Here is a 21,671-nt window from a genome sequence, read left to right on the forward strand (position 1 = left end):
AGTTACTTATCAAACACTCTGCTGAATTCTTTTACAGTGGTGCGCACAGGCTCTACCATAAACTCTGGACGATTGTAGCTCTTTAGGCGCAGGGTGTTTTCTTCTGGGTCGGCTTGAGGCAGAAGGAAGGCTTTCGCCACTTTCCCGTCTTTGAAATAGGCGAAATACACACGACTGTAGTTGCCATCATACCTACGACTGGCAATCATTATCCAATGCCCGTTGCTGGACCATGTCGGGTAGCTCTCTGAGTAACCTTTGCTGTTGACAAGTGACAAGTCAAGGGCTGATGATTTCTCAACGAGGGCACTGTCCTGTCGCAAAGGAATACATACGATGTCGGCCTCCTCGTGGCGGCTATGGAAACATCCGTATCGTCCCTCGGCAAACATCAGATACTTGCCGTCAGGACTGATGCGCGGCAATGTGGCACTCTTATCCTGCGAAACGGCATCATAAACAAGTTGCTCCTCACCGAATGTATGGGTCTTCACGTCAAACGAGCGACGATAAAGGTTGTATTGCACTTTGGGATAGGTCGCTCTGATATCCTGGCCTTTCATCTCTTCTGGCAGTGGGACAGTCTTGCAGTAGTAGAGCTGATTGCCATCGGGCGACCATGTGGGATATACCTCCAAGAGTGTGGAGTCGGCACAGATGACACTTACAGAATCTTTCTCCACATCATACAGGATAAGGTCGCTGGCTTCGTCATAAACTTCAATCTTATTATGATTCTGAGTATGGAAAGCCTGTCGGGTGGTGTTTGTAGAGAACGCTACAAGTTTGGCTTTAGGATGCCATGAAGGATAGACTCCTGCAGAGATGGTATAGTCGCGCTTGAGATTTACCTTCGATACCTTGCCGTCGTTTACAATAACGGTAGCGCCATTGGACAGACGCACATGAAAGAGCATATTGTCGGTCTTGTAATTCTGATAACTATGGCAGTTGATGCACTGCCCTTTCTTTCTGTCGATAGAGGTAACCTCGTTATTGAAAATCTCATTTTCTTCAAAAGAAGATACGTTACGCTGAGAGATAGACATATAGCTCCACGCCACGTATGTAGGTTCGATAAGACGATAGGAGATGTATTCATCTATAGGCTCTTCGGCTACCTTTATCTCAAAAGGTTTGAACGCAGTCCACCTGTTGTCTTTCTCGCCCCATACCTCAACCTTCATAGTCTTGCCCTTGGAGGCTGTTAGCATAGTTTGCCATTCGTCCTCCGGAATCAGCACCTTCACTCCATCACCATAGGTCTGTTGTTTGCCATCAGGGGTAGTGATACGGGCGACACACTTGTCATACTCCACATCGGGGAGCATAAAGTTGAGCGGTGCGATATTACATGGTATGGTAACATCGCAATAGTCTGGATAGATGGCAGGCAGGCTATCGGTTTTCTTGCTTTCCGCAGGCACATCGGGGTGACTTACACACGACGACAACAAAAGCACGGCAGCTGCCAATATCTTACAACAGGAAAGGATATGTCTATTCATAAATATATTTTGTATTTATTTAATATACTCTTCGACTGAAGATGTTGTAATACCAATAGGTATCGCCATATTGGAGGCGCATCTTCTCAGCAATGGCATCACGACCCAATCCCGACTTTGCATAATTTTCGAGAGAAGACCAGAATTGCTTATATCGTTCATATAGGTCTTCGTTAATAGGGATCATCACCCTTTTCTTTTCCGGTGCCTTGTCCATATACATGATATATGCCTCGGCAACAGGCACAGGGAATGCCTCACCCATGTGGGTCTTTATGAACTTGCGGAATGAAGCCCAGAAACGCTTTGAATCCCTACGCATCATGGAATAAAACAAAGCCTGCTCGGATGCCAACTTACTGTCTGAATCATACCATAGACTGATGCTGGTGACAATATATCCATCACTACTCTCCACACCCGTGATTTCATCAGGATAGGCTTTATGCAGTTCATGAATCTTATCCGACACTTTTTCTGGCTGCCAGTCTTTATAAAACGGATGACGATGAAGCTGCAGGATATAACGATTGGCAAGATTATCCTCGCCATTGGCATGGGCGCAGCGTGCCAGCATCTTGAGATAGGCAGGGGAAAAGCCTGCCTGAACAGCACATTCAAAACTGAGACGGAACGCCTCGTTAAGCATACCATAGTTATAATATGTCACCGGTGCCGCTATTTCAAGGAAACTGACATGAACGGAGTCGGGATCGTATTTATTGAAAGCCTCGTTGCCCATTGGGAAAGAACGTTCGAGCAATGTGCCTTCGTGCATAAGTGCTACGTTCTTGAGCATAAGCATTGAAATGGTAGGACGCTGGGTCTTTTCAGCTATAGCCACAACCTCCTTCCAATCATTAGCCTCGGCACTGCGAGTCATACGCATCTCGTTGATATAGTTCTTGTCGCTGAACATTAATGATGTCGTAATGATAATGCAGGCAACAATACATAAGACAGGAACAAACCATTTGTCAAGATATGTTTTAATAATTGGGATAATAACAATGACAACTGCCATTATCCAGAAAGGAATGGATAGACGTGTGCTTACATCCGACGGGGTGGCAAAACGGGGAAATCCTGCCATAATAACGTCCTCTGCCTTGACATTTGAATATACAAGATTATGCCAGATGCTTGCTGAAAAAACAAGCACGAGAAAACAAATAACCTCGCGCCATGACGGTTTTTCTGCCAAAGCCAAACAGAGCACGAAAAGCAAGGCAAACCATCCTAACACGGGATAGAGGAAGAAACCTGAAAGATACCAGATGAAATGCCATTTACGGGGTGTGGTAGAACGTGCTGCCCACAACAACAGCAACATTAGGAGAAGTCCTACTGACTGTGAAAACCAGTAGCCTCGTATTGTAAGGAAATAAATCCAATAGCCTAAATCAACTACCGATGTAAGAAGGCATGCCACTGGCAAGAGCATCAATGCCCAGGAACCTCCTTGCAGTTGGAATGCTTTTTTGCCGACAATAAAGAAAAGTATCCAGATAGCTCCCAACATTGCCGAACCTAAAGCCGGGTAATAGAAAAACTGTGTCAGCCAAGCTCCTACATATTGTATTGCTCCGAATGGTTGTGACATTAAGCGGTTGAAGAATGTATCGCCATAGAGAAATTCGGAATGGTCGTGTGCCGTATATAATACATCCTGATTAACACTTAGTATATATACAACAAATACGATGAAAGCCAAAACACTTCCATAGAGAGATACCTTATTTATTGTTTTCTTACTTGCCATAGAAACGTCCTTTACCATTCAGATAATACAAATTGTTCATACAATGAAAAATGGTTGGCCCAAAAAATGAGCCAACCTTTTTTAGTTATTTCATCAAGGAATGATTATTCCTCATAGTAGATAGCGTTTACAGTCATGCTACCGGAAGTAACCATGATGTCGAGGTCCCTACCAGCGCCACCATTACCGCGTGCACAGTCCTTGGCAATAGCCTCGGTGAGAGGAAGTTCCCACAGACCATTTGTCCAATGAACATCTGTATCACCATCATAGCGGGCACTCCACCAACCATTCATGATACGTCCAGCGCAATCCTCACTCACGTCAGAGAGGTCGAAGATAAGGGTCTTGAAGCCCCAATACACCTCGTCGGAGAGGAAAGGAAGGTGCTTACCCTCATTGTCACTGAAACGCATGGCTGCAGCATCCCATGCACCTGGCTGGAATGGCTCCTGGCCACTGCCCGGAGCACCATAGATATAGAATCTTTCGAGCGGGTTGGTAATTACATTACACTGTACTGGGAAGTCAGCTGTAACAACAGTACCGTCGGCACAGAGTCCTGTCAGAGTGACAGTATGCTCACCAAGCTTCACCTTCTTAGTGGCGTAGTTATTAAAGAAATCCTTACCACTAATAGTCCACTTCGCATTCACAGGAGCAGTGGTGTTGCAAGTGATTACATTTCCATTTTGGCCGTTGGCATCCTTGTCAACTGTTACCGTTGACATAGCCTTAAGCTGTTCTGCAGTGATGTTTCCGCCATTGCTTATATCCTCAGATGTAGGATCGCAAGCGAAAAGTAGGCTTACTGCTGCAAAAAACAAAAATATCTTTTTCATATTCTGAATTCTTATTTTAATTAATTATAGAGATCGACATACTGTTTCTCTGTTTCTGGGGTGTTTTCATCCCAACCTGGGTTCTGGATGAGGTTACCATTCATAAGAGTAATCTGTGACTGTGGCTTAGCCAAGAAACCATTAGTGTCAGCATAACGCTTTGACCAAGAGCAAGTCATGTGCTTCATGGCAGTCTTGTTGGCTACATTACCCTTAACAACCATCTGCTTGCCAGCCTGTGCCTGGAGAGCCTTGGCTGCATAGCATGACTCACCACCATCAATACCAGACCAACGACGCATATCGTTGAAGCGGAGACCCTCGAATGCAAACTCCCAACGACGCTGGTTCTGGAGTTCTTTCAGAGAATATGGTGTCTCAGGAACACCTGCACGCTTCTGAACCTGGTTCATATACTGGGCATCACCTGTCATCTCAGAGAGCATCAGGAGAACGTCAGCATAGCGCATGAGGTAGAAGTCCTCAAAATGGTCACCCTGCATCGGGTTTTCAAGTGTACCCTTGAAGTTTTCACCTCCTGCAAAGTCCCACCAAGGTGTATCACCAGTTAAAGCATCAAGAGTAACGCCATTGTACTTCTTTACACCAAAACCGGAAGCCTCGCAGCAGTCCTTAACGAACTCATAGTCGATTTCCTTGTTCTCGGTAACACCATCAATCAAAGAACCAAGCTTACGGATGTCGGTGTAGCCACCTTCGTTCTCGGCAACTGTCCAGTCATCCCAGATATTGTTTGAAGGAGTACCCTGTCCCCAACCCTGAGTAAATGGATATGTATGATCGCGGTCACCGTTATGTCCGTTAACGCGGAGAGCCCAGAATACAGAGAGGTAGTTGCAATACATACGAGCACAAGAGTATGGACCCTTTTGATCAAGATTCCAATTAGAAGCATTCATGAACTGAATCTGGAAGAGTTCCTCCTTGTTGCCATTACCCATGCCCGGCTGGTCGAAACAGTGCTCACGCTTCATGTCGGCAATGAACTTGTAAGCATGACCTGTTCCTGTCTCAATAGCCTTCTGAGTCTCGTCCCATACATAGCTGTTAGAGTACTGCCAGAGTGAGCGATAGTCTTCAAGAAGCTCGTAAGCGCCTGAATTTACCACGTCTCTAAGGGCATTAACTACGTCGGCCTGAGAAAGAGAAGCTGCAGTACAACCCTCCTGCTCAACGAGGTTGATAGCAGGAGCTGAACCTGTAGAAAGGTCAGCAACCTTCTTATAGAAACCTGCCCAGAACATATATGCACGAGCCATGAAAGCCTCAGCAACATACTTGTTGGCGTGACCAGAGCTCTTCTCAGTACTCATAAGATTCTGAGCAGACACGAAGTCAGAGAGAATCTGAGGATAGATAACTTCCTCTGCACTTACCTGAGCCTTCATCTCCTCAGTAATCAAGGTTGCAGTGATCAATGGCACATCGCCATAGAGCTGTGTGAGCCAAAGTGTGTAGAGACCACGCATGAAGTAACCCTCACCAAGAAGCTGGTTGCGCTTTGCCTCATTACCTGTCCAGTCAACGTTGTCGATTGTCTCAATCTGGTTGTTGGCACGGTTGATACCACCATAAAGGAGGACAAATGGCTGCTCATACTGGTTGGAATTCATCTGAACAAGATGATGCAACGACTTAACCTTATTGTCCTGCAGACCTCCAGAGCCAAAGCAGTTGTCGGACATAAGCTCCCACCAATAGAATGGGTTCTGTGTATCGGCGTCACCACCGCCCATTGTGTTCATAATACTATAGGTGGCAGTATTCAAAGCCTCAACATCCGCGATCTTACCCGGGAAGGTAGCCGAAGTAGCGTCGGTAACACGCGGATCGGTGTCCAACATGTCATCGCAGGATGTAAATATTGCAGCTGAACAAACAGCTAATGCTGATAAAATATATTTCTTCATAACCTTTTATACGTATTAAAATTTAATGTTAACACCTACGAGATATGTACGCGATGGAGGATAAAGACCGAGGTCAATACCTGAAGCCCAACCATCGGCACCACCTGCAGAACCTACCTCAGGATCGAGACCAGTGTAGCCTGTGAATGTGTAGAGGTTCTGAGCCTGTACATAAAGACGGAGCTGCTGGAATGGGCTGCTCTTCCATACCTTAGTAAAGTCGTAACCGAGAGTTACTGCCTTAATCTTGAAGTAGTCGGCATTCTCCATATAGCGGGTAGATACCCATACTGTATTGTTATGACCTGTACCAGAGATACGTGGCTGAGTGTTTGATGTGCCCTCGCCATGCCAACGATCAAAGATAGTGGTGTCGTAGTTGTGCCACCAAGAGTCGGCGAACGAACGATAAGAACGCATAACCTGCTGACCAAATGCTCCTGCTCCGTTTACTGAGAAGTCAAGTCCCTTCCAGTTGAAACCAAGGTTGATACCGAGAGTTACGTCTGGGTTTGGATTACCTATCTCATGACGGTCGCAAGCAGCACCTTCTGCATATTGGATAACGCCATCACCATTGTAGTCATCCCAAATGCAGTCACCAGGCTGGGCGTTGTCGAGAACAGCCTTGCCTGCTGCGCGTGCAGCGTCGATCTGCTCCTGGTTCTGCCAGATTCCACTGTAAGACATACCGAAGAAGTAACCGATTGGCTTACCTACTTGAGCACGGTAGATATACTCTGTTCCCTGTGAGAGAACGCCACCTGTACCATTGATATAACCGTTCTCGTTGGCAATACGTGTTACCTCATTCTTATTAGTAGCGATATTTACACTTGCATTGTAAGAGAAGTCCTTGCCTACTCTGTCGTTCCAAGAGAGACCGATTTCAACACCGGTGTTCTGAACGTCACCACCGTTGATGTATGCAGGGTTAGTACCCTCGATGGCAATACGTGGGGCAACGATGAGCCAATCCTTTGTGGTCTTCTTATACCAGTCGAAGCTAAGAGCAAGGCGGCTGTTGAGGAAGCGGGCGTCGAAACCGAGGTCGAGCTGCTCTGAAGTCTCCCATGTTACATCAGGATTTGGTACGATGTTTGCGTAAGCACCAACATTTGGTTTACCGGTGAAGGTGAAACTATAGTCGTCGCTGAACTTGTAACCGCTATCACCAGCAGAACCAGACTGGGCGATTGTAGCGAGATACTGATACTTTGCAATAGAGTTGTTACCATTCTGACCCCAAGAAGCACGAATCTTCAAGAAGTCCAACCAGCTCTGGGTGCTTTCCATGAATTTCTCGTTAGAGATTACCCAACCTGCAGATACAGATGGGAACGAACCCCAACGCTTACCCTTGTTGAAGATAGAAGAACCATCGTAACGCATTGTCACGGTAGCCATATACTTCTCCTTGTAGTCCCAAGAGATACGACCAAACCAAGAAGCCAGATACTCTTCATCATTAGGGCTTCCACTAAGTGTGGCGTTAGCAAGGTCGGTGCTGAAGTTTGACAGGTATGCAGAATTCCAACCCTTGAGAGTAGCAAACTGTGAGCCGAAGTTAACAGAGTTAGAGCCACTGAGATTTGCGCCCCAAGCTGTGCTTTGGAATGACTGACCTGCCATTACAGTAATATTGTGTTCATTTATTGTAGGAAGCTTATATGTCAGAGTATTCTCAACAGACCAGTTGGTGCTCATGTTTGAGCTTTGGCTAACATTGTAAGAAGTAACTGTACCTGAACCAGATGAAGGAGAGCGAGGCTCTGCAAAGCTACGGTAAGCACTAGTATTCCAGTTATAGTTTAACTGTGTGCGCCACTTCAAACCCTTGATAGGCTGGATGGTAACGAAACCAGTGGCATTTACATTAAGGTTGCGGCTCTCTGCCATAGAGTTGAAACCTCCCTTTGAGAGACCTTCGTAGGGGTTGTTGAACCAAAAGTCGTTCCAACCGGCACCATATTTTTCATGGTTGTACAATTCACCGGGAGCTGCATTTGGATCTACCACGTTGGCATACATTGGAACGAGCGGGTTGGTCTGAAGCAAGCTGTGGATATAGCTCCAATACATACCACCCTCGGCCAAGTCATGGCTTCTGTCGTAACCAATAGATATATTCTCACCGATAGTGATTACATCGAAATCCTTAGCCTTAAGGAGAACGTGGTCGCTATTGATACGGATAGTGTTACGCTTGTAGTATGAAGCTACGTCTGCACCCATGATACCTTCGTTGCTGGTGTAGGTGTAAGACAAAGCGAACTTAGAGCGGTCTGAACCTCCAGTAAGGGTTACGGAATGATTCTGCTGAATAGCATTCTCATTCTCAAATGCACCCCACCAGTCGGTACCTGTCCAACCTTCGGCTACCTTGTCGAGAACGTTCTGCGGAATATAAGCAGAGAAATCACACTTCTGACCAGAGGTGTTGAAGCTATACTAGTCCATGATTGTCATATACTGCTGGGCATTCAGAAGCTGCGGACGCTTGTAGGCATTTGACCAACCCATAGAACCGTTGTAGGAAAGTTCAATCTTACCAACCTTACCCTGCTTTGTTGTAACAAGGATAACACCGTTAGCACCACGGGCACCGTAGATAGCAGCAGAAGCAGCATCCTTAAGTACGTCGATGCTCTCGATGTCGGCGGGGTTGATTCCGTCAAGGTTACCACCGGGAACACCATCTATTACATAAAGAGGTGCAGAGTTGCCGATAGTACCCTTACCACGGATAGTAACGCTGAATCCCTTACCAGGCTGTGAAGATGACTGTGTGATCTGGACACCGGGAGATGAAGATGCCATTGCCTCAAGCGCGTTGGTTGTGTTGAGCTTTGCAATGTCGTCACCCTTTACCTGTACTGTAGCACCTGTAACGAGCTTTTTCTTCATTGTACCGTAACCGATGACAACGACATCATTGAGAGTCGTGTCTTCAGACTTCATGACTACGGTAAGGTCCTTTTGCCCCTTAACATTCACAGTCTGTGTTCCAAATCCTATATAGGATATGGACAATTGTGCATCGGGGGCTGCATTTACTTGAAAACGACCGTCCAAGTCAGTGACTGTACTGGCATTTGAACCAAGCACTCTAATGGTAGCACCAATGACTGGTTCGCCATTTTCATCATTTACTGTTCCCTTGATTAAGCTCTGAGCCAATGCTCCTAAAGGAAGCAAACAGAACAAGAACAATAGCATTAGTGGCTTTTGTAACTTTTTCACAATTCTCATAGATTGTAGCAAAATTATTAATAAATAGGTTTGTAACTTTTCATTAGAAAAATCGGTGCAAAGGTAATTCTTTTCATTTGTATTTCATATACGCATTTGTAACATATACTTTACCGTATGTATCAAATATAACAAAAAAGATACAAAAACAACAAAAAATAGCATATATGATACATGAAAACAGTCGAAAATCATAGATTCCCGACTGTTTATAAGAATAATAATAAATCAATTTTTTCTAAAAAGATGAGGTAGATATTGTTTGAGACAGCGTCGCCAGGTGAGCCACTCGTGATGAGTGCCGGGAGAAACATAGAAGTCCACATTTATTCCCATCTGCTTCAACTGGGTGGTCATCTGTTCAGTTCCGAAGTTCTCCTCACTGCCACAGCCCATGAAGAAATACTTCACCTGGGAGTTGAATTTGTCGGCATCGGCAAACACTCCATCAAAACAGGTCTTCACGTCAATACCAAAGAGAGCCCCACTGAATGTACCGAGATAGGCAAACTTGTCGAGATGAGGCAAGACTACATTGAAGGTCTGAAAGCCTCCCCATGAGAGCCCTGCCATGGCACGATTCTCTCTACCGGTCTTGCAACGGAAGGTGCGCTCTACCATCGGTATGAGGTCTTCCAAGAGTACTGTATAGAAAGAGGCTCCATACTGCATGCGCTGCTCTTCTGGGTTGCCTGCACCCATACGTGGAGCAAACCCTACCTCGATATCGCCACTCTCCATTACGACTATCATCGGTTCGCACTCACCAGAAGCAATCAGGTTGTCCATGATATGGTTCATGCGGCCTTGGGTGCTCCATCCTGTCTCGTCTTCTGCCATGCCATGCTGAAGATAAAGCACAGGATACTTCTTCTTCGACTTGTCGTAGTCGGCAGGAGTGTAAACCATGGCACGACGCCATTTCTTCTGTGTCTCAGAAAAATACTCCACAGAACGCACCTGACCTTTTGCCACACCCTGCTGCGGACGATAGTAGTCACCTTCCTCTCCTTCTGCCACTTCTATCTGGCTTGCCATGCGACTGCAACCGAAAATGGTATAGGTGTTCGGGTCGGAAACCCTATAGCCATCGACTTCGAGGAAATAATAGTGATTGCCCACCACCAATGGGTCAGTAGTACAGGTCCACAGTCCGTTGGCATCTTTCTCCATCGGATATTTCTTTCCGCACACGTCTACGACAATTCTGCTGGTCTTTGGCGCAAAGATGGAGAAATGGGCACGATTTTCCATATCGAGAGATGGTGAAGAGCAACCGGGGAGATTGGTTTCTGATGGGATTAATCCTGCCTTGTTAGATTTCATCTCAGAGCCATCGGTAAACTGCCACCAGTTGAAGTTCATCAGCTTTACGCCTTTTTCTCCCTTGAACACGAAGTAGAGGTCGCGGGTGCCGCTGACAGTCTTCTCTATCTCAATCTTCACAGATGTCCAGTTCTCCCATCCTCCTGTATTACCTATCTTTATCTCAGCAATCTTCTCGCCCTTGATACTGTCGAGATGAAGTTCCATCACTCCACCGCGCATACCACTTGCCAGAGAAGCAGAGAAGAATCGGGGCTGCTTGTTAAAGTCCACCTCGCGTACCTTTATATAATCGTCATTGTGGATTTCGGTGATATATACACCATCGGCAGCGTTCTGCTCAGACTTCACACCACGTGAAAAGGCCATGGTCTCAGCCTCCACACGCTGGAATGGACAGAGTTTTCCTATAGGGTCAACGCCTTTGTCGGTGTGATGGATAATAGGGAATGTACCATCGGCATTGTACTTAAACTCTTCGACTGCACAACTGCGGCCGAAGCCTCCACCGCGAGGCAATTTTCCTGTATGGTAGAAGAAGTAGCTATGTCCCTTGAAGTCTGCCACACCGCAGTGGTTGGTAAACGACTTTGTGTCTTCGAGAGGCATTATCGGCCCCATATATTTCCATGGCCCTTCGGGTTTGTCACTCACAGAATATGCGATATGCTCGGGCACTCCGCCAGCAGCATAAAGCAGCCAGTACTTGCCGTTGCGTTTTGTTATCCACGGACCTTCGGTGTAGCAGTCCTTGTATTTCTTGCCCTTCTCCCTTTCTTTCATTGAAGGAGCGCCAAAGCCTTCTTCAGTCATCGGTATCTTTTTCACTTCGCCGTTGAACGATACCATGTCGTTGTTCAGCTTGGCAAAATATAATTGTGGATTACCCCAGTAGATGTATGCCTGTCCGTCATCATCTATCATCACCGTCGGGTCTATATTGTCCCACGAACCATTGTCGAAGAGAGGTTTCCCTAAGGCATCCTTGAAAGGACCTGTTGGCGAGTCGGCAACGGCAACGCCGATAGCCATGCCGTTGGTGATTTTCGAGTGGGCGCAGATGTACCAGTAGTATTTTCCGTTGCGCTTGATGGTCTGGGCAGCCCATGCGCGGTCGTCAGCCCAAGAGAAAGTGTCCAGCGACATCAGTCCGCCGTGGTCGGTCCAGTTCACCATGTCAGCCGTGGAGTAGCAACGCCATTCGTACATCCAGAAGAAGTCGGCATTGTCCTCGTCGTGTCCGGTGTACATATACATCCTGTCACCATCTACCATTGGTGCTGGATCTGAAGTAAACCACGTCTGCACAACCGGATTCTGTGCTTGGACAGTGGCAGTGGCAGCTGTCAAGCCAGCCAAAAGCATGTTTCTAATCCTCATTATTCTCAATTTTTCGTTTAGTTACTTAAACAGCAGTGGAGCCATTTCCCTCAGTGAGCGACGCCAGGTGAGGAACTCGTGGGCAGTGCCTTCTGAGACGTAGCTTACAGCATTGATGCCAGCAGCCTTCAGAGCCTCGACGGCCTTGGTCACGCCTTCAGGATTCTCCTTTGAGCCACAGCTGATGAAGATGGTCTTCACCTGGCTCTTGTCCTTGATGTCCTCGGGAGTGTAAGTACCGCCGGAGAGCAGACACCAGTAGTCGAATACCTCGGGATATTTCAGAGTACACATCTTAGTCTCCATGCCACCCATCGACAGTCCTGCCATGGCACGGTAGCGCTTGTCGGCCTTGGTCTTGAAGTTTGCGTCGATATATGGGATGAGGTCTTCTACGAGCACACGCTGGAACACTGTCCAGTCGAACTCGTGCATGTGTCCCCATTTGCACTCGTTGGTCAGGCCGTATGTGCAAACTACGATGAACGGCTCGCACTTGCCTTCGGCTATCATGTTATCCATGATGAGGTTGGCACGTCCCTGGTTCATCCATGCAGTCTCGTCCTCTCCCCAGCCGTGCTGCAGGTAGAGCACAGGGAACTTCTTCTTGCCGTCGTATGTTGGAGGCAGATAGACAAAGGCGCGTGGACCGCCCTCGCCAATCCAATGAGCATTATCGGCAGGAGTGTTCTTTGACGGGAAGTTTACTTCAACCACTTGTCCATGAGGAACATTCTTGTATGCGAAGAAGTCCTGGTCGGCACATGGTATCTCGATGCCGCTCTCCCAACGAATTGAACCATAGTAGTTCTTTGCGCCTGGGTCGTTAACCACACCACCATCGATAGTTAAGTGATAGTAGTGGAAACCAGGATCCATCGGGCCTTCGGTGGTGCCTGTCCATACTCCTTCCTTATCCTTATGAAGCACAGTACCGCCAGAACCACCAAGGCCGAGGCTTACGATGACCGACTTGGCATCGGGAGCCACAACCCGGAAGCGGGCATAACCCTGAGAGTTGACCATTGGATATTGCTGGCCAGGCTGGTTCAATGGCGACGGCCGGAAGTCTTCCTTCACCACGGCATTGTCGAGAGCTGGATTGAAGTTCTTCAGAGCATAATATACCTTTTTATATTTAAGGTTCTTGTCGATAGGCAGAGGATAGTTGTTTGCACCAATCCAAGAGTCGGCGTCGGAGAGGTTCCAGAAAGTTACATTGGTGATGACATCCTTGTTGCGACGCAACACGCGGAATAGGTTCTCATACTGAGACTGATGAAGGGTCTTGATATATTCGGGAACATCATAAGACTTACCTCGGCTGAACTGCAGCTGACCACCCATCTCCTCGTTAGTGCGGAGGTCGAGCTCGGTGATGTGTATCTCGCCTACTATCTGCGAATATTTCTTAATGGCTGCCTCGAAGTCTTCCATCGAAGGGCCATAGATGTTGTAGTGGCCCTGCATTCCGATACCATCGATTGGTGCGCCTTGTTCCTTCATTTTCTTCACCATATTATATATACGGTCGCGCTTGGCTGGTTGGGCTGCATTGTAGTCGTTGTAGAAGAGCTTTACGTTAGGGTCGGCCTCGCGGGCAAACTGGAACACCTTGACGATGAACTCCTCGCCGCAAAGGTCCATCATCTTCGTCTTGCGGTAAGGGCTCGGTTCTTCCTTCATCCATGGCGCACGACGTCCGTCGCCGTCGGCAATGGCCTCGTTAAGCACGTCCCAGGCATACACTATGTCCTTATAACGGGTTACCACCTGGTGTATATGGTCTCGCAGACGCTCATAGAACACCTCCTTGCTGACAGGCTTTCCTTTCTTGTCGGTAAACATCCAGTTGGCAAATTGGCTATGCCATGCTAAGCAGTGGCCGCGCATCTTCACACCATTTCTACGACACCAGTTGGCAATGCTGTCGGCACCAGCCCAGTTCCACACATCCTCCTTAGGATGAATCTCACCTGGCTTCATGGCGTTCTCTGCCGTTACGCTATTAAAGTTCTTCTTCACCATCGCCATCTGTTCTGAAGAGGCGATATTACGGAAGTTAAGGGCTACACCTACGGTAAAATAGTCCTTATACGTGTCTTTGTAGCCCGTAGGTTCTTCCACGTTACCAATGTGTCGTGGTTGTGCAAGGGCAGTAGTAGCTCCCACTGTCAAAAACAGTGCGAGGCAAGCATTTTTCAGTATTTGCATTTTTTGTAGCATATTATGGATTGTAAGTTAATAAAAGTCTCATTTAATGGTTTTCTCTACTAATACCGCCCCATTCGTCATAGTAAGACGTTTGAGAAGCAGTCCTTTAGCCTTGGCATCCACCTTACGGCCTGTAGCGTCAAACCACTCTTCCTTGGCCACTTTGTGGCTTTCGGCAGTGGCATCGTCGATACCAGTACTGGTCAGCAACTTGAGCATGCACTCGGCATAACGTTTTCCAATGGTGCGATAGCCCTCGGCAGTAAAGTGTAGTCCGTCACCCTTCTGCGGACATCCCTTCGACGAAATGACATGGGCTGTCGGTATCACATTAGGCAGTGTGGCAATGACAGAATTGAATCCGCCGCAATATCCGCCTTGGTCGGTCTGTACTGTCTCACCGGCAAGCAATGGCACATTATCTGCTGAAAGATTGAGTTCACTGAGCAGACGCTCGTATACCTTCTTCACATTCTCAGTCCAGTTTCCCATGCCTCCGTCAGTCTCGCCCTGGTGCATGAGTATACCGCGTATGATGCCATAATTCTGTGCACGTTTAGCTGTCTCAACAAGCCGGCGGAAAGGATTGTTGTCGTAGTTAGCCATATAGTTCTTGAACCAGTCGGGCTCACCAGCCACATAGTCGGCTACATACTCTTCCATGAATCCCTTGATACTCGTTCCACCCACTGCCACGTTGATGACTCCCACGGTAATATTATCGGCCTGCTTCTCCACCATGGTGCGTCCGAAATAGTCGGCTGGTGTAAGTCCTGTGCCTTGACGGCAAAGAGGCGGGATTGCGGTATACCACTCGCCACGCTTTCTCACTGGATTGCTGAAGTCCACGGCAGCCATCATCTTAAAGCGTTCGGACACATTTTCGTAGTCTTGAGCCTCAGGAGTGGCGTTACCCTCCATGTTTGACTGTCCGAAGCATAGATATATTTGGAAATTAGGGTCGGCGGATTCTGGTACACCAATCCATTGGGAGAGATTGGCTGTCGCTTTTTTCAGTTTCTCGGTCTCTGCAATATAGTCTTCATCGTTCTCTGCCACAAAAGCCTCAGCGTCGGCAATGGCCTTCTCGAGTTCTGCGCGAGCGGCAACGGCCTCTTCACGTTTCAAATCGGCACTTTCCTCAAGAGTTGCCTTGGCGTCCTTGATGGCCTGCAGGAGGTCGCCCTTATACGATGTGCTCACTACCTTAAAGCTCACTCCACCTTGCCATGAGATTTTTTCCCAGTTGGCGGTAAGTGTGCTCTCGAAGTCACCATTTACAATAAGCTCCTTGTCACTTCCCACTTCTTTCAATGTCACGTCGTCAAAGAAGATGCTTCCGCCATACTGTCCGAATACAAAGTCAAGTTCGTTGAGCGGAAAGCGTGCAGAGAAGTTCCAAGTGAACGTATTCCATGAAGTGGTGAATTTGTAGTCTTTCTCATACTGTACGTCGTTGCTTCCACCCCACTGGTTAGTGTTGGAAGAAGCTGTGTCGATAGGCCACAGTGCCAGAGTACCGTTACCAGACCCCTTGACACGTGCCTTGAGTTCATACTTCTTGCCAACTGTCAACGGGGCATCGAGCTTGTAGTGCATCTGCCAGTCCCATATATTTTCCTTGGCTTCGGCTGTAGTCACCTCGAGGGCATGGTTGATACCTTCTGACATACTTCTTGTTGTGCCATAATTTCCAGTATCCTCCGACTTGGCATTGTCCTGTGAATGTATGCCCATCACGGCACAGAACAGGCTGATAGTTACTAATAATAGTTTTCGATTCATTGTAATTTTTTAGCTAGATATTATATTCAGAGTTTTCGGGTGCAAAGTTACAAACATATCTCTTATCTCAACAAAACATTTGTAACATAAACATTTGGAAATGTTTCGTATTTTGGAAATACACTTATTTTTGCGCGAGAGTGTTAATAGGGTTTAAAATATATAGATACATTACATTAAAAAACAAAAAAAGTGAGGTATATATATTATCGGTAATCCAAAAAAAATGATTATATTTGCAAAACAATTAAGTAACGTAAATCCAGTTGTATTTATGCGATTAGGCTGCAAAGGCCACCTATTTTATTTATATATGAGAATAAGCTGTAGCAGGATTTAACATAAATTGGGCAAAAGTAAAGAAAGATTACAATAAAATAATATAATCGCCAAATAATTATAAGAAAATCGATAAATAAATACGGTTTTATTGGGTGGAATGGAAAATTATACTTACCTTTACGGCGATTTCTGAAAAGCTTAGCTATCGGCTTGCGACAAATGGAATATTATCTAATAATATACACAATAATTATGAAAATAAAAAAACTTTTAATCTCTACATTTATATGTTTGACAACATCTTTGGCAAATGCACAGAACGGATCTTGGTCGGGCGAACTGAATATTCAAGGCATGAAACTGCCTTTGGTGTTTAACTTCACCGACAAGGGTTGCACCATCGACTCTCCATCACAAGGAGCAAAGGGAATAAAGGCTGAAAAAAGCATCACGCCCGAGGGAAAGCTTAAAGTGACAGTCGGAATGATTGGAGCAACCTTTGAGGGCACAATGGAAGAGCAAGCCATCACTGGCACATTCACTCAAAACGGCATGTCATTTCCACTAACTCTCAAGCCTGGAAAGCAAAAGAATAATCGTCCGCAAACTCCAGTGCCGCCATTTCCATACACTACAGAAGAAGTGACATTCTCAAATGGAGACATAACGCTCAATGGTACACTTACTCTGCCCGAAGGATGGGATAAAAACACCAAAGTGGTGGTGATGGTTACTGGCAGCGGACAGCAAAACCGCGATGAGGAACTCTTCGAGCATAAGCCATTTGCAGTGATAGCCGATGCATTGGCACGCAAAGGCATAGCCTCTTTGAGATATGATGACAGAGGTTGGGGAAACAAGGGAATAACATTCACCAACTTCACCACAAATGACTTCAAACAGGACGCCGCAGCAGGAATCGACTTCCTGCGCAGGAAATTCAAGTCGGTTGGAGTAATCGGGCACAGCGAGGGCGGCACCATTGCACTTATGCTCGCCAGTGAAGGCAAGGCCGACTTTATTGTGTCGTTGGCAGGAATGGCCATTTCGGGAAAACAGACATCATTGAATCAGAGCATAGCATCCCTACGCTCTATTGGCATGCAGGAAGAAACGGTGAAAAAATACAGCGACGCGATAAGCGACATATTCGACAAAGTGGCGGCAGGACAAGACATTGACGAATATCTCAAAGGCGCTGAAAATATGGAGAACTTCAAGCCCATAATTGAACAGGCCAAAAAACTGCTCACATCGCCATATATACGTCATTTCATAACAATAGACATCCAGAGCTCACTCCCGAACATCAAATGCCCCGTACTCGCACTCAACGGCAAGAAGGACACACAGGTGGAATACAAACAGAATCTCGAAGTGTTAGAAAACGGGCTCACCAACTGTATTCACGAGACTATAGCATACGATGATCTCAACCACCTGTTCCAGCACTGCACTACCGGCTCGATAGTGGAATATCACCAAATCGAGGAGACCATATCACAAGAAGTGCTCGACAAAATTATTTCGTGGATAAAATAACGTTCTGCATTTCTTCAGGCAGATATTCCATCGCCTTCTGACAGTGGATGATGTCAACATTTTCTTGTATCAGGCATGATTATTGAAACCGGGGATTGGCGGCAATCACATCTTTTGCCGCAACATGATATATCCTTCCGTTGTCGTCTTGATAGACACACGTCTCTCCCCTCGCCGCCTTTTCATGCAGCATATTGCGCTCGGCCTCAAGAAGGCCTGCCCTCACTTTATTACGGAATATCTCAAGTTCTTTTTCTGACATAGCTTTTAATCGTTTCAAATTTTGCAAAATCTGTAATATATGATACATCCTTTGAACCAACAGCAATTTCCACTCTGGCATTATCACTATTGTCGTATATCATCCAACTGTCAACCTCATTCATAAACAGATTGAAAAGGTTGGAGATACCAGCGGAATATCTTCTGATAATGACATCCTGAGGAATGTTGTGGCCACCATGGGCAACTCGCTCAGCCACTCGCTGCATAGCCAGTTCTGGGGATTTCAACCAAAAGTAAATAAGATGCACTTGGTATCCTTCGGTATGAGCACGTCTTACAAGATTGATATATGAGCGTGTGGCAAGTGTAGTCTCGATGGAAAAAGACTCTCCTCTTCTAATCAGACAATCTATCCTTTCAAGCATAAGTCTTCCAGCCTCTATTGCCACTCCTTCAGGGTTGAATGGCGACAATCCTTTGGCGATTTCATCAGCATTCACGAATTCCCTTACCAAAAGAGCTTTTGGTAGTATCGTCATGGAAGCCGTGGTCTTTCCTGCCCCATTACATCCCGCTATGATATATAACAATCGAGCCATAATGCCGCAAAATTACTATAAAAAAAAATAATCTCCAAATAATTATAAGAAAATCGATAAATAAATACAGTTTTATTTGGTGGAATGGAAAATTTAGGCACATCGCTCATACCCCTTTGGCGGAATTTAATATGTATATTCCGCCAGAAATGGTAAATATTGTTATAATTTGGCGGTTTTCAGTATATATATTCCGCCAAATCAATTCTTTTTTGTATCTTTGTGACGAAATTGCAATAAAAGAAGTATGGACACATTAATAGGCAGAAACGAAGAGATTAGAGAAATCAACGAACTCTACGATAGTGGGAGAGCGGAATTTCTTGCAATATATGGAAGGAGACGTGTGGGCAAGACATATGTATAGTGGTATAGTACAATACGAAATAACACTGAATGACTTAATGAAGCCATAATGAAAAACCACTTAGCCTCTAAGACAAATCCCGGGCTGCTTGACATCCTCGCTACCGGGAACCCTTTATATCAATTCGGCGCAACCGACAAACCCTGTGGAGAGAGCGTACGGACGCTAACCAAAAACTGTTGCCAAACGATACATGAAGAAAGGGACATCGAAAAATTAAGTACACAGCATTGTTTAAACAAATTTAAATGTCGAAAGCCCATCAATATAAAAAACCGAAAAGCCACAGAGGGAGTTTGTTACCAATGGCATGCTCTACATCATCGGCAGCTATCCAAGCATTTGACACTTCGGCAGTTTGCCGTCCATCCTTGGCACTTCCACCTACTTCAAAGGTGTATTTGCCGTCAATAAGGAAGTCGGCAGCCGTACTGCTGTATTCCACTGTATGGGCATGCGACAATTGGTTAGCAAAGAATGTCTCGCGGATATTCCCCATGTTCACTTCCATTCCACCAAGCGCATACTGCATATTGGTGTTCTCAAGATAAACCTTGTCGGGTTTCTGCATCCGCTTCACACTGTGATTATCGGAATAGAGAAGACGTATTATCTTGGCTGCATCAAGATGTTGCAGATAGGCAAGCAAGGTTGTTCGTGACACCTCTGCCATTTTTGAGAGTTTTACAGTGTCTATTGACATTGGCAATCCTGATGCAAGTATAGACAACAGAGCCTTTATCTTGCGAATATTCCCACTATCCAAACTCCTCATAATGGGCAGTTCGGTCTCAATAATCATATTCACGATGTTCTCTATTCTCATGGCATACGACTTTGCGCCCTCCAACAGAAATGGATAATACCCGTATTGGAGATATTCATTGAAGAACTGCAAAGGCTTTACTTCCGAGCATACCCTTCTGCACATCTTTTCTGGCTCACTGAGAATTTCTTCCAATGGCATTGTGGGCATGTTAACACCCTTGAAAAGAGCAAGATACTCCCTAAAAGAAAGTCCCTGCATATCGTATGAAATACAACGTCGGGAAAGATCCACCTCCGAATCAAGAATATTGATAAGCGATGAACCGGTGAAGACTATATGAAGGTCAGAATATTCGTCGTATGCATTTTTCACCTCCACACTCCATCCTTTATATTTATGCACCTCATCAAGGAACAAGAATTTACCACCTCTTTGATGGAAAGTCTCAATGAAATCAAGCAGACCGTGATTGGCAAAATAGATATTGTCGAGACTGACATATATAACACTTGTGGTATCACAGTCTCCAAAGGTTTTAAGAATATGCTGAAGCAGCATGGTTGTCTTGCCAACACCACGCTGTCCCCTTATAGATATCAACCTGTCGTTCCAATCAATTTCGGACTCCAAGTCCCTTACATATTCAAGGCTGACATTACCCAAATAATTCAGGTATCTTCTAATCAAAGTTTCCATCTTTTCCAAAATATATTATTGTATCTCGGCTGCAAAATTACAAAATAAAGTTCAATGAACAATACACTTTATAGTTAAAAATGTTCAACAGACTGAACACTTTTGGCACAAAACTGTTCAACGGACTGAACACTTAGGGGTGTAGAATTCTTTTGTCTGAATATCTTTCAAAACGATAATCTCTCATCCACTATTTATATCCCCGTTGAACCGTTATGATTCGACGAGGATAATATAAAACCGAAAATCCCCAAATCTTTTTCTCGAAATTGTCGGAAAATCCCCAAATCTTTTTCCCGAAAATGTAGGAAAATCCCCAAATCTTTATCATAAGACACTATTGAAATACATAATTTATCGTAACGTAACGTTTCGTTACGATATTGAACAATTAACTAGGGTGTCCAGTTAACGGTTCCTAATTCAGATTGCTTTTCTGAATATTTTGGTTCGTTATGTAAGCCAGTTTGTGGACATGTTCTTGACAGTCAGCAATACATAAGCTTACGTTGTCCAATACATAAGAGTTATGAGGAGAACACCAATTGGTATGATTAACACAGTACTCCGTACTGAGTACTACAGTACTCTGCCTTGGATTACATCAGTACTCTGCCCAGAGTACTGCGGTACTCCCGCCTAAGTACTGGAGTACTCTCGCGGGAGTACTGCCACAAGAATAGAGTATCAGTAAGTCACAAGGACAGGCATCTTTGGATTGCAAGTCACAGGGGTTGGTATCTTTGATTCGTGTACGCCTTGGGCTATGCGCTCGCCGGGCTATTCAGAGACAGCATGGCATTATCCATAACATACTTACCTTAGGGTTAGTGTATTCTTTGCCCGTTTGTTTGCAAGACCATTGGATAATATGTAATTTTGCGGCAAAAAAAAACGAATTAAAATCTGAAGTAGCACTCCAAAAAATCCTTGGGCAGGGAGATGTTTTCCACTGCGGCTGCCTCGGCAAAGAGGGGAGCTATCTCTTCGGGAGAGAAACCGGCGATGCCACAGTATTCTTGAGTACTTAACTCTATTCAAAGACATTCTGCTTTTATCAAAAAAAAAAGACTATCGCCAATATACAGGATAATTGATTCCTGTGAAAAAGTGAACAAATTAACAATTATACACACCATTTTCGTCCCTCCTTCTTGTTAATCAGAGAAAAAAGACGTATCTTTGCCACCG

The 21,671-nt window shown here is 45.5% G+C and carries 14 protein-coding genes; 2 read left to right on the forward strand and 12 right to left on the reverse strand.

Going from position 1 to position 21,671, the window contains the following annotated elements:
* Nucleotides 1-2: 2 nt before the first annotated feature.
* From CIK98_RS11105 to CIK98_RS11140, 9 genes are all read right to left on the reverse strand, one after another.
* Nucleotides 3-1,508, reverse strand: a complete 1,506-nt coding sequence (locus CIK98_RS11105) for a PD40 domain-containing protein (protein ID WP_094384299.1) — start codon at nucleotides 1,506-1,508, stop codon at nucleotides 3-5.
* Between the two features lie 19 nt (nucleotides 1,509-1,527).
* Entirely contained in the window at nucleotides 1,528-3,270 is a 1,743-nt protein-coding gene (locus CIK98_RS11110) for a DUF6057 family protein (protein WP_141210517.1), read from the reverse strand.
* 104 nt (nucleotides 3,271-3,374) lie between these two features.
* On the reverse strand, nucleotides 3,375-4,112 hold the full coding sequence (locus CIK98_RS11115) for a hypothetical protein (protein ID WP_094384301.1): 738 nt from the start codon (nucleotides 4,110-4,112) through the stop codon (nucleotides 3,375-3,377).
* Between the two features lie 20 nt (nucleotides 4,113-4,132).
* Nucleotides 4,133-6,043, reverse strand: coding sequence for a RagB/SusD family nutrient uptake outer membrane protein (locus CIK98_RS11120; protein WP_094384302.1), 1,911 nt, complete (start codon nucleotides 6,041-6,043; stop codon nucleotides 4,133-4,135).
* Nucleotides 6,044-6,058: 15 nt separating this feature from the next.
* Nucleotides 6,059-8,449, reverse strand: a complete 2,391-nt coding sequence (locus CIK98_RS11125; RefSeq protein WP_216358972.1) for a SusC/RagA family TonB-linked outer membrane protein — start codon at nucleotides 8,447-8,449, stop codon at nucleotides 6,059-6,061.
* Between the two features lie 45 nt (nucleotides 8,450-8,494).
* The gene (locus CIK98_RS18525) at nucleotides 8,495-9,286 is read right to left on the reverse strand and encodes a TonB-dependent receptor plug domain-containing protein (protein WP_216358970.1); all 792 of its coding nucleotides are present in this window, start codon (nucleotides 9,284-9,286) and stop codon (nucleotides 8,495-8,497) included.
* A 237-nt stretch (nucleotides 9,287-9,523) separates the two neighbouring features.
* The gene (locus CIK98_RS11130) at nucleotides 9,524-12,001 is read right to left on the reverse strand and encodes a family 43 glycosylhydrolase (protein ID WP_094384303.1); all 2,478 of its coding nucleotides are present in this window, start codon (nucleotides 11,999-12,001) and stop codon (nucleotides 9,524-9,526) included.
* A 21-nt stretch (nucleotides 12,002-12,022) separates the two neighbouring features.
* Nucleotides 12,023-14,215, reverse strand: coding sequence for a bifunctional endo-1,4-beta-xylanase/feruloyl esterase (gene xyn10D/fae1 / locus CIK98_RS11135; protein ID WP_094384304.1), 2,193 nt, complete (start codon nucleotides 14,213-14,215; stop codon nucleotides 12,023-12,025).
* A gap of 39 nt (nucleotides 14,216-14,254) precedes the next feature.
* Nucleotides 14,255-16,000: a sialate O-acetylesterase gene (locus CIK98_RS11140; protein ID WP_253249705.1), complete on the reverse strand. Its 1,746-nt coding sequence runs from the start codon at nucleotides 15,998-16,000 to the stop codon at nucleotides 14,255-14,257.
* Between the two features lie 534 nt (nucleotides 16,001-16,534).
* On the opposite strand from CIK98_RS11140, the gene CIK98_RS11145 reads away from it, so the two are divergent.
* Complete coding sequence (locus tag CIK98_RS11145; protein WP_094384317.1) at nucleotides 16,535-17,824, forward strand: S9 family peptidase; 1,290 nt, start codon at nucleotides 16,535-16,537, stop codon at nucleotides 17,822-17,824.
* A 79-nt stretch (nucleotides 17,825-17,903) separates the two neighbouring features.
* On the opposite strand, the gene CIK98_RS11150 is transcribed toward CIK98_RS11145, so the two are convergent.
* Nucleotides 17,904-18,086 carry a hypothetical protein gene (locus CIK98_RS11150; protein WP_094384305.1) on the reverse strand — a complete coding sequence of 61 codons (183 nt, stop codon included), beginning with the start codon at nucleotides 18,084-18,086 and terminating at the stop codon, nucleotides 17,904-17,906.
* The gene (locus CIK98_RS11155) at nucleotides 18,067-18,648 is read right to left on the reverse strand and encodes a zeta toxin family protein (protein WP_094384306.1); all 582 of its coding nucleotides are present in this window, start codon (nucleotides 18,646-18,648) and stop codon (nucleotides 18,067-18,069) included. Before CIK98_RS11155 ends, CIK98_RS11150 begins: the two co-directional genes overlap by 20 nt.
* 247 nt (nucleotides 18,649-18,895) lie before the next feature.
* On the opposite strand from CIK98_RS11155, the gene CIK98_RS18530 reads away from it, so the two are divergent.
* Nucleotides 18,896-19,015, forward strand: a complete 120-nt coding sequence (locus tag CIK98_RS18530; protein WP_216358971.1) for an ATP-binding protein — start codon at nucleotides 18,896-18,898, stop codon at nucleotides 19,013-19,015.
* Between the two features lie 262 nt (nucleotides 19,016-19,277).
* On the opposite strand, the gene CIK98_RS11160 is transcribed toward CIK98_RS18530, so the two are convergent.
* A complete protein-coding gene (locus CIK98_RS11160) occupies nucleotides 19,278-20,480 on the reverse strand; it encodes an ATP-binding protein (RefSeq protein WP_094384307.1) in 1,203 nt (400 codons plus the stop codon).
* Between the last annotated feature and the right edge of the window lie 1,191 nt (nucleotides 20,481-21,671).

This window comes from Prevotella sp. P2-180 (assembly GCF_002251435.1).
Lineage (GTDB): Bacteria > Bacteroidota > Bacteroidia > Bacteroidales > Bacteroidaceae > Prevotella.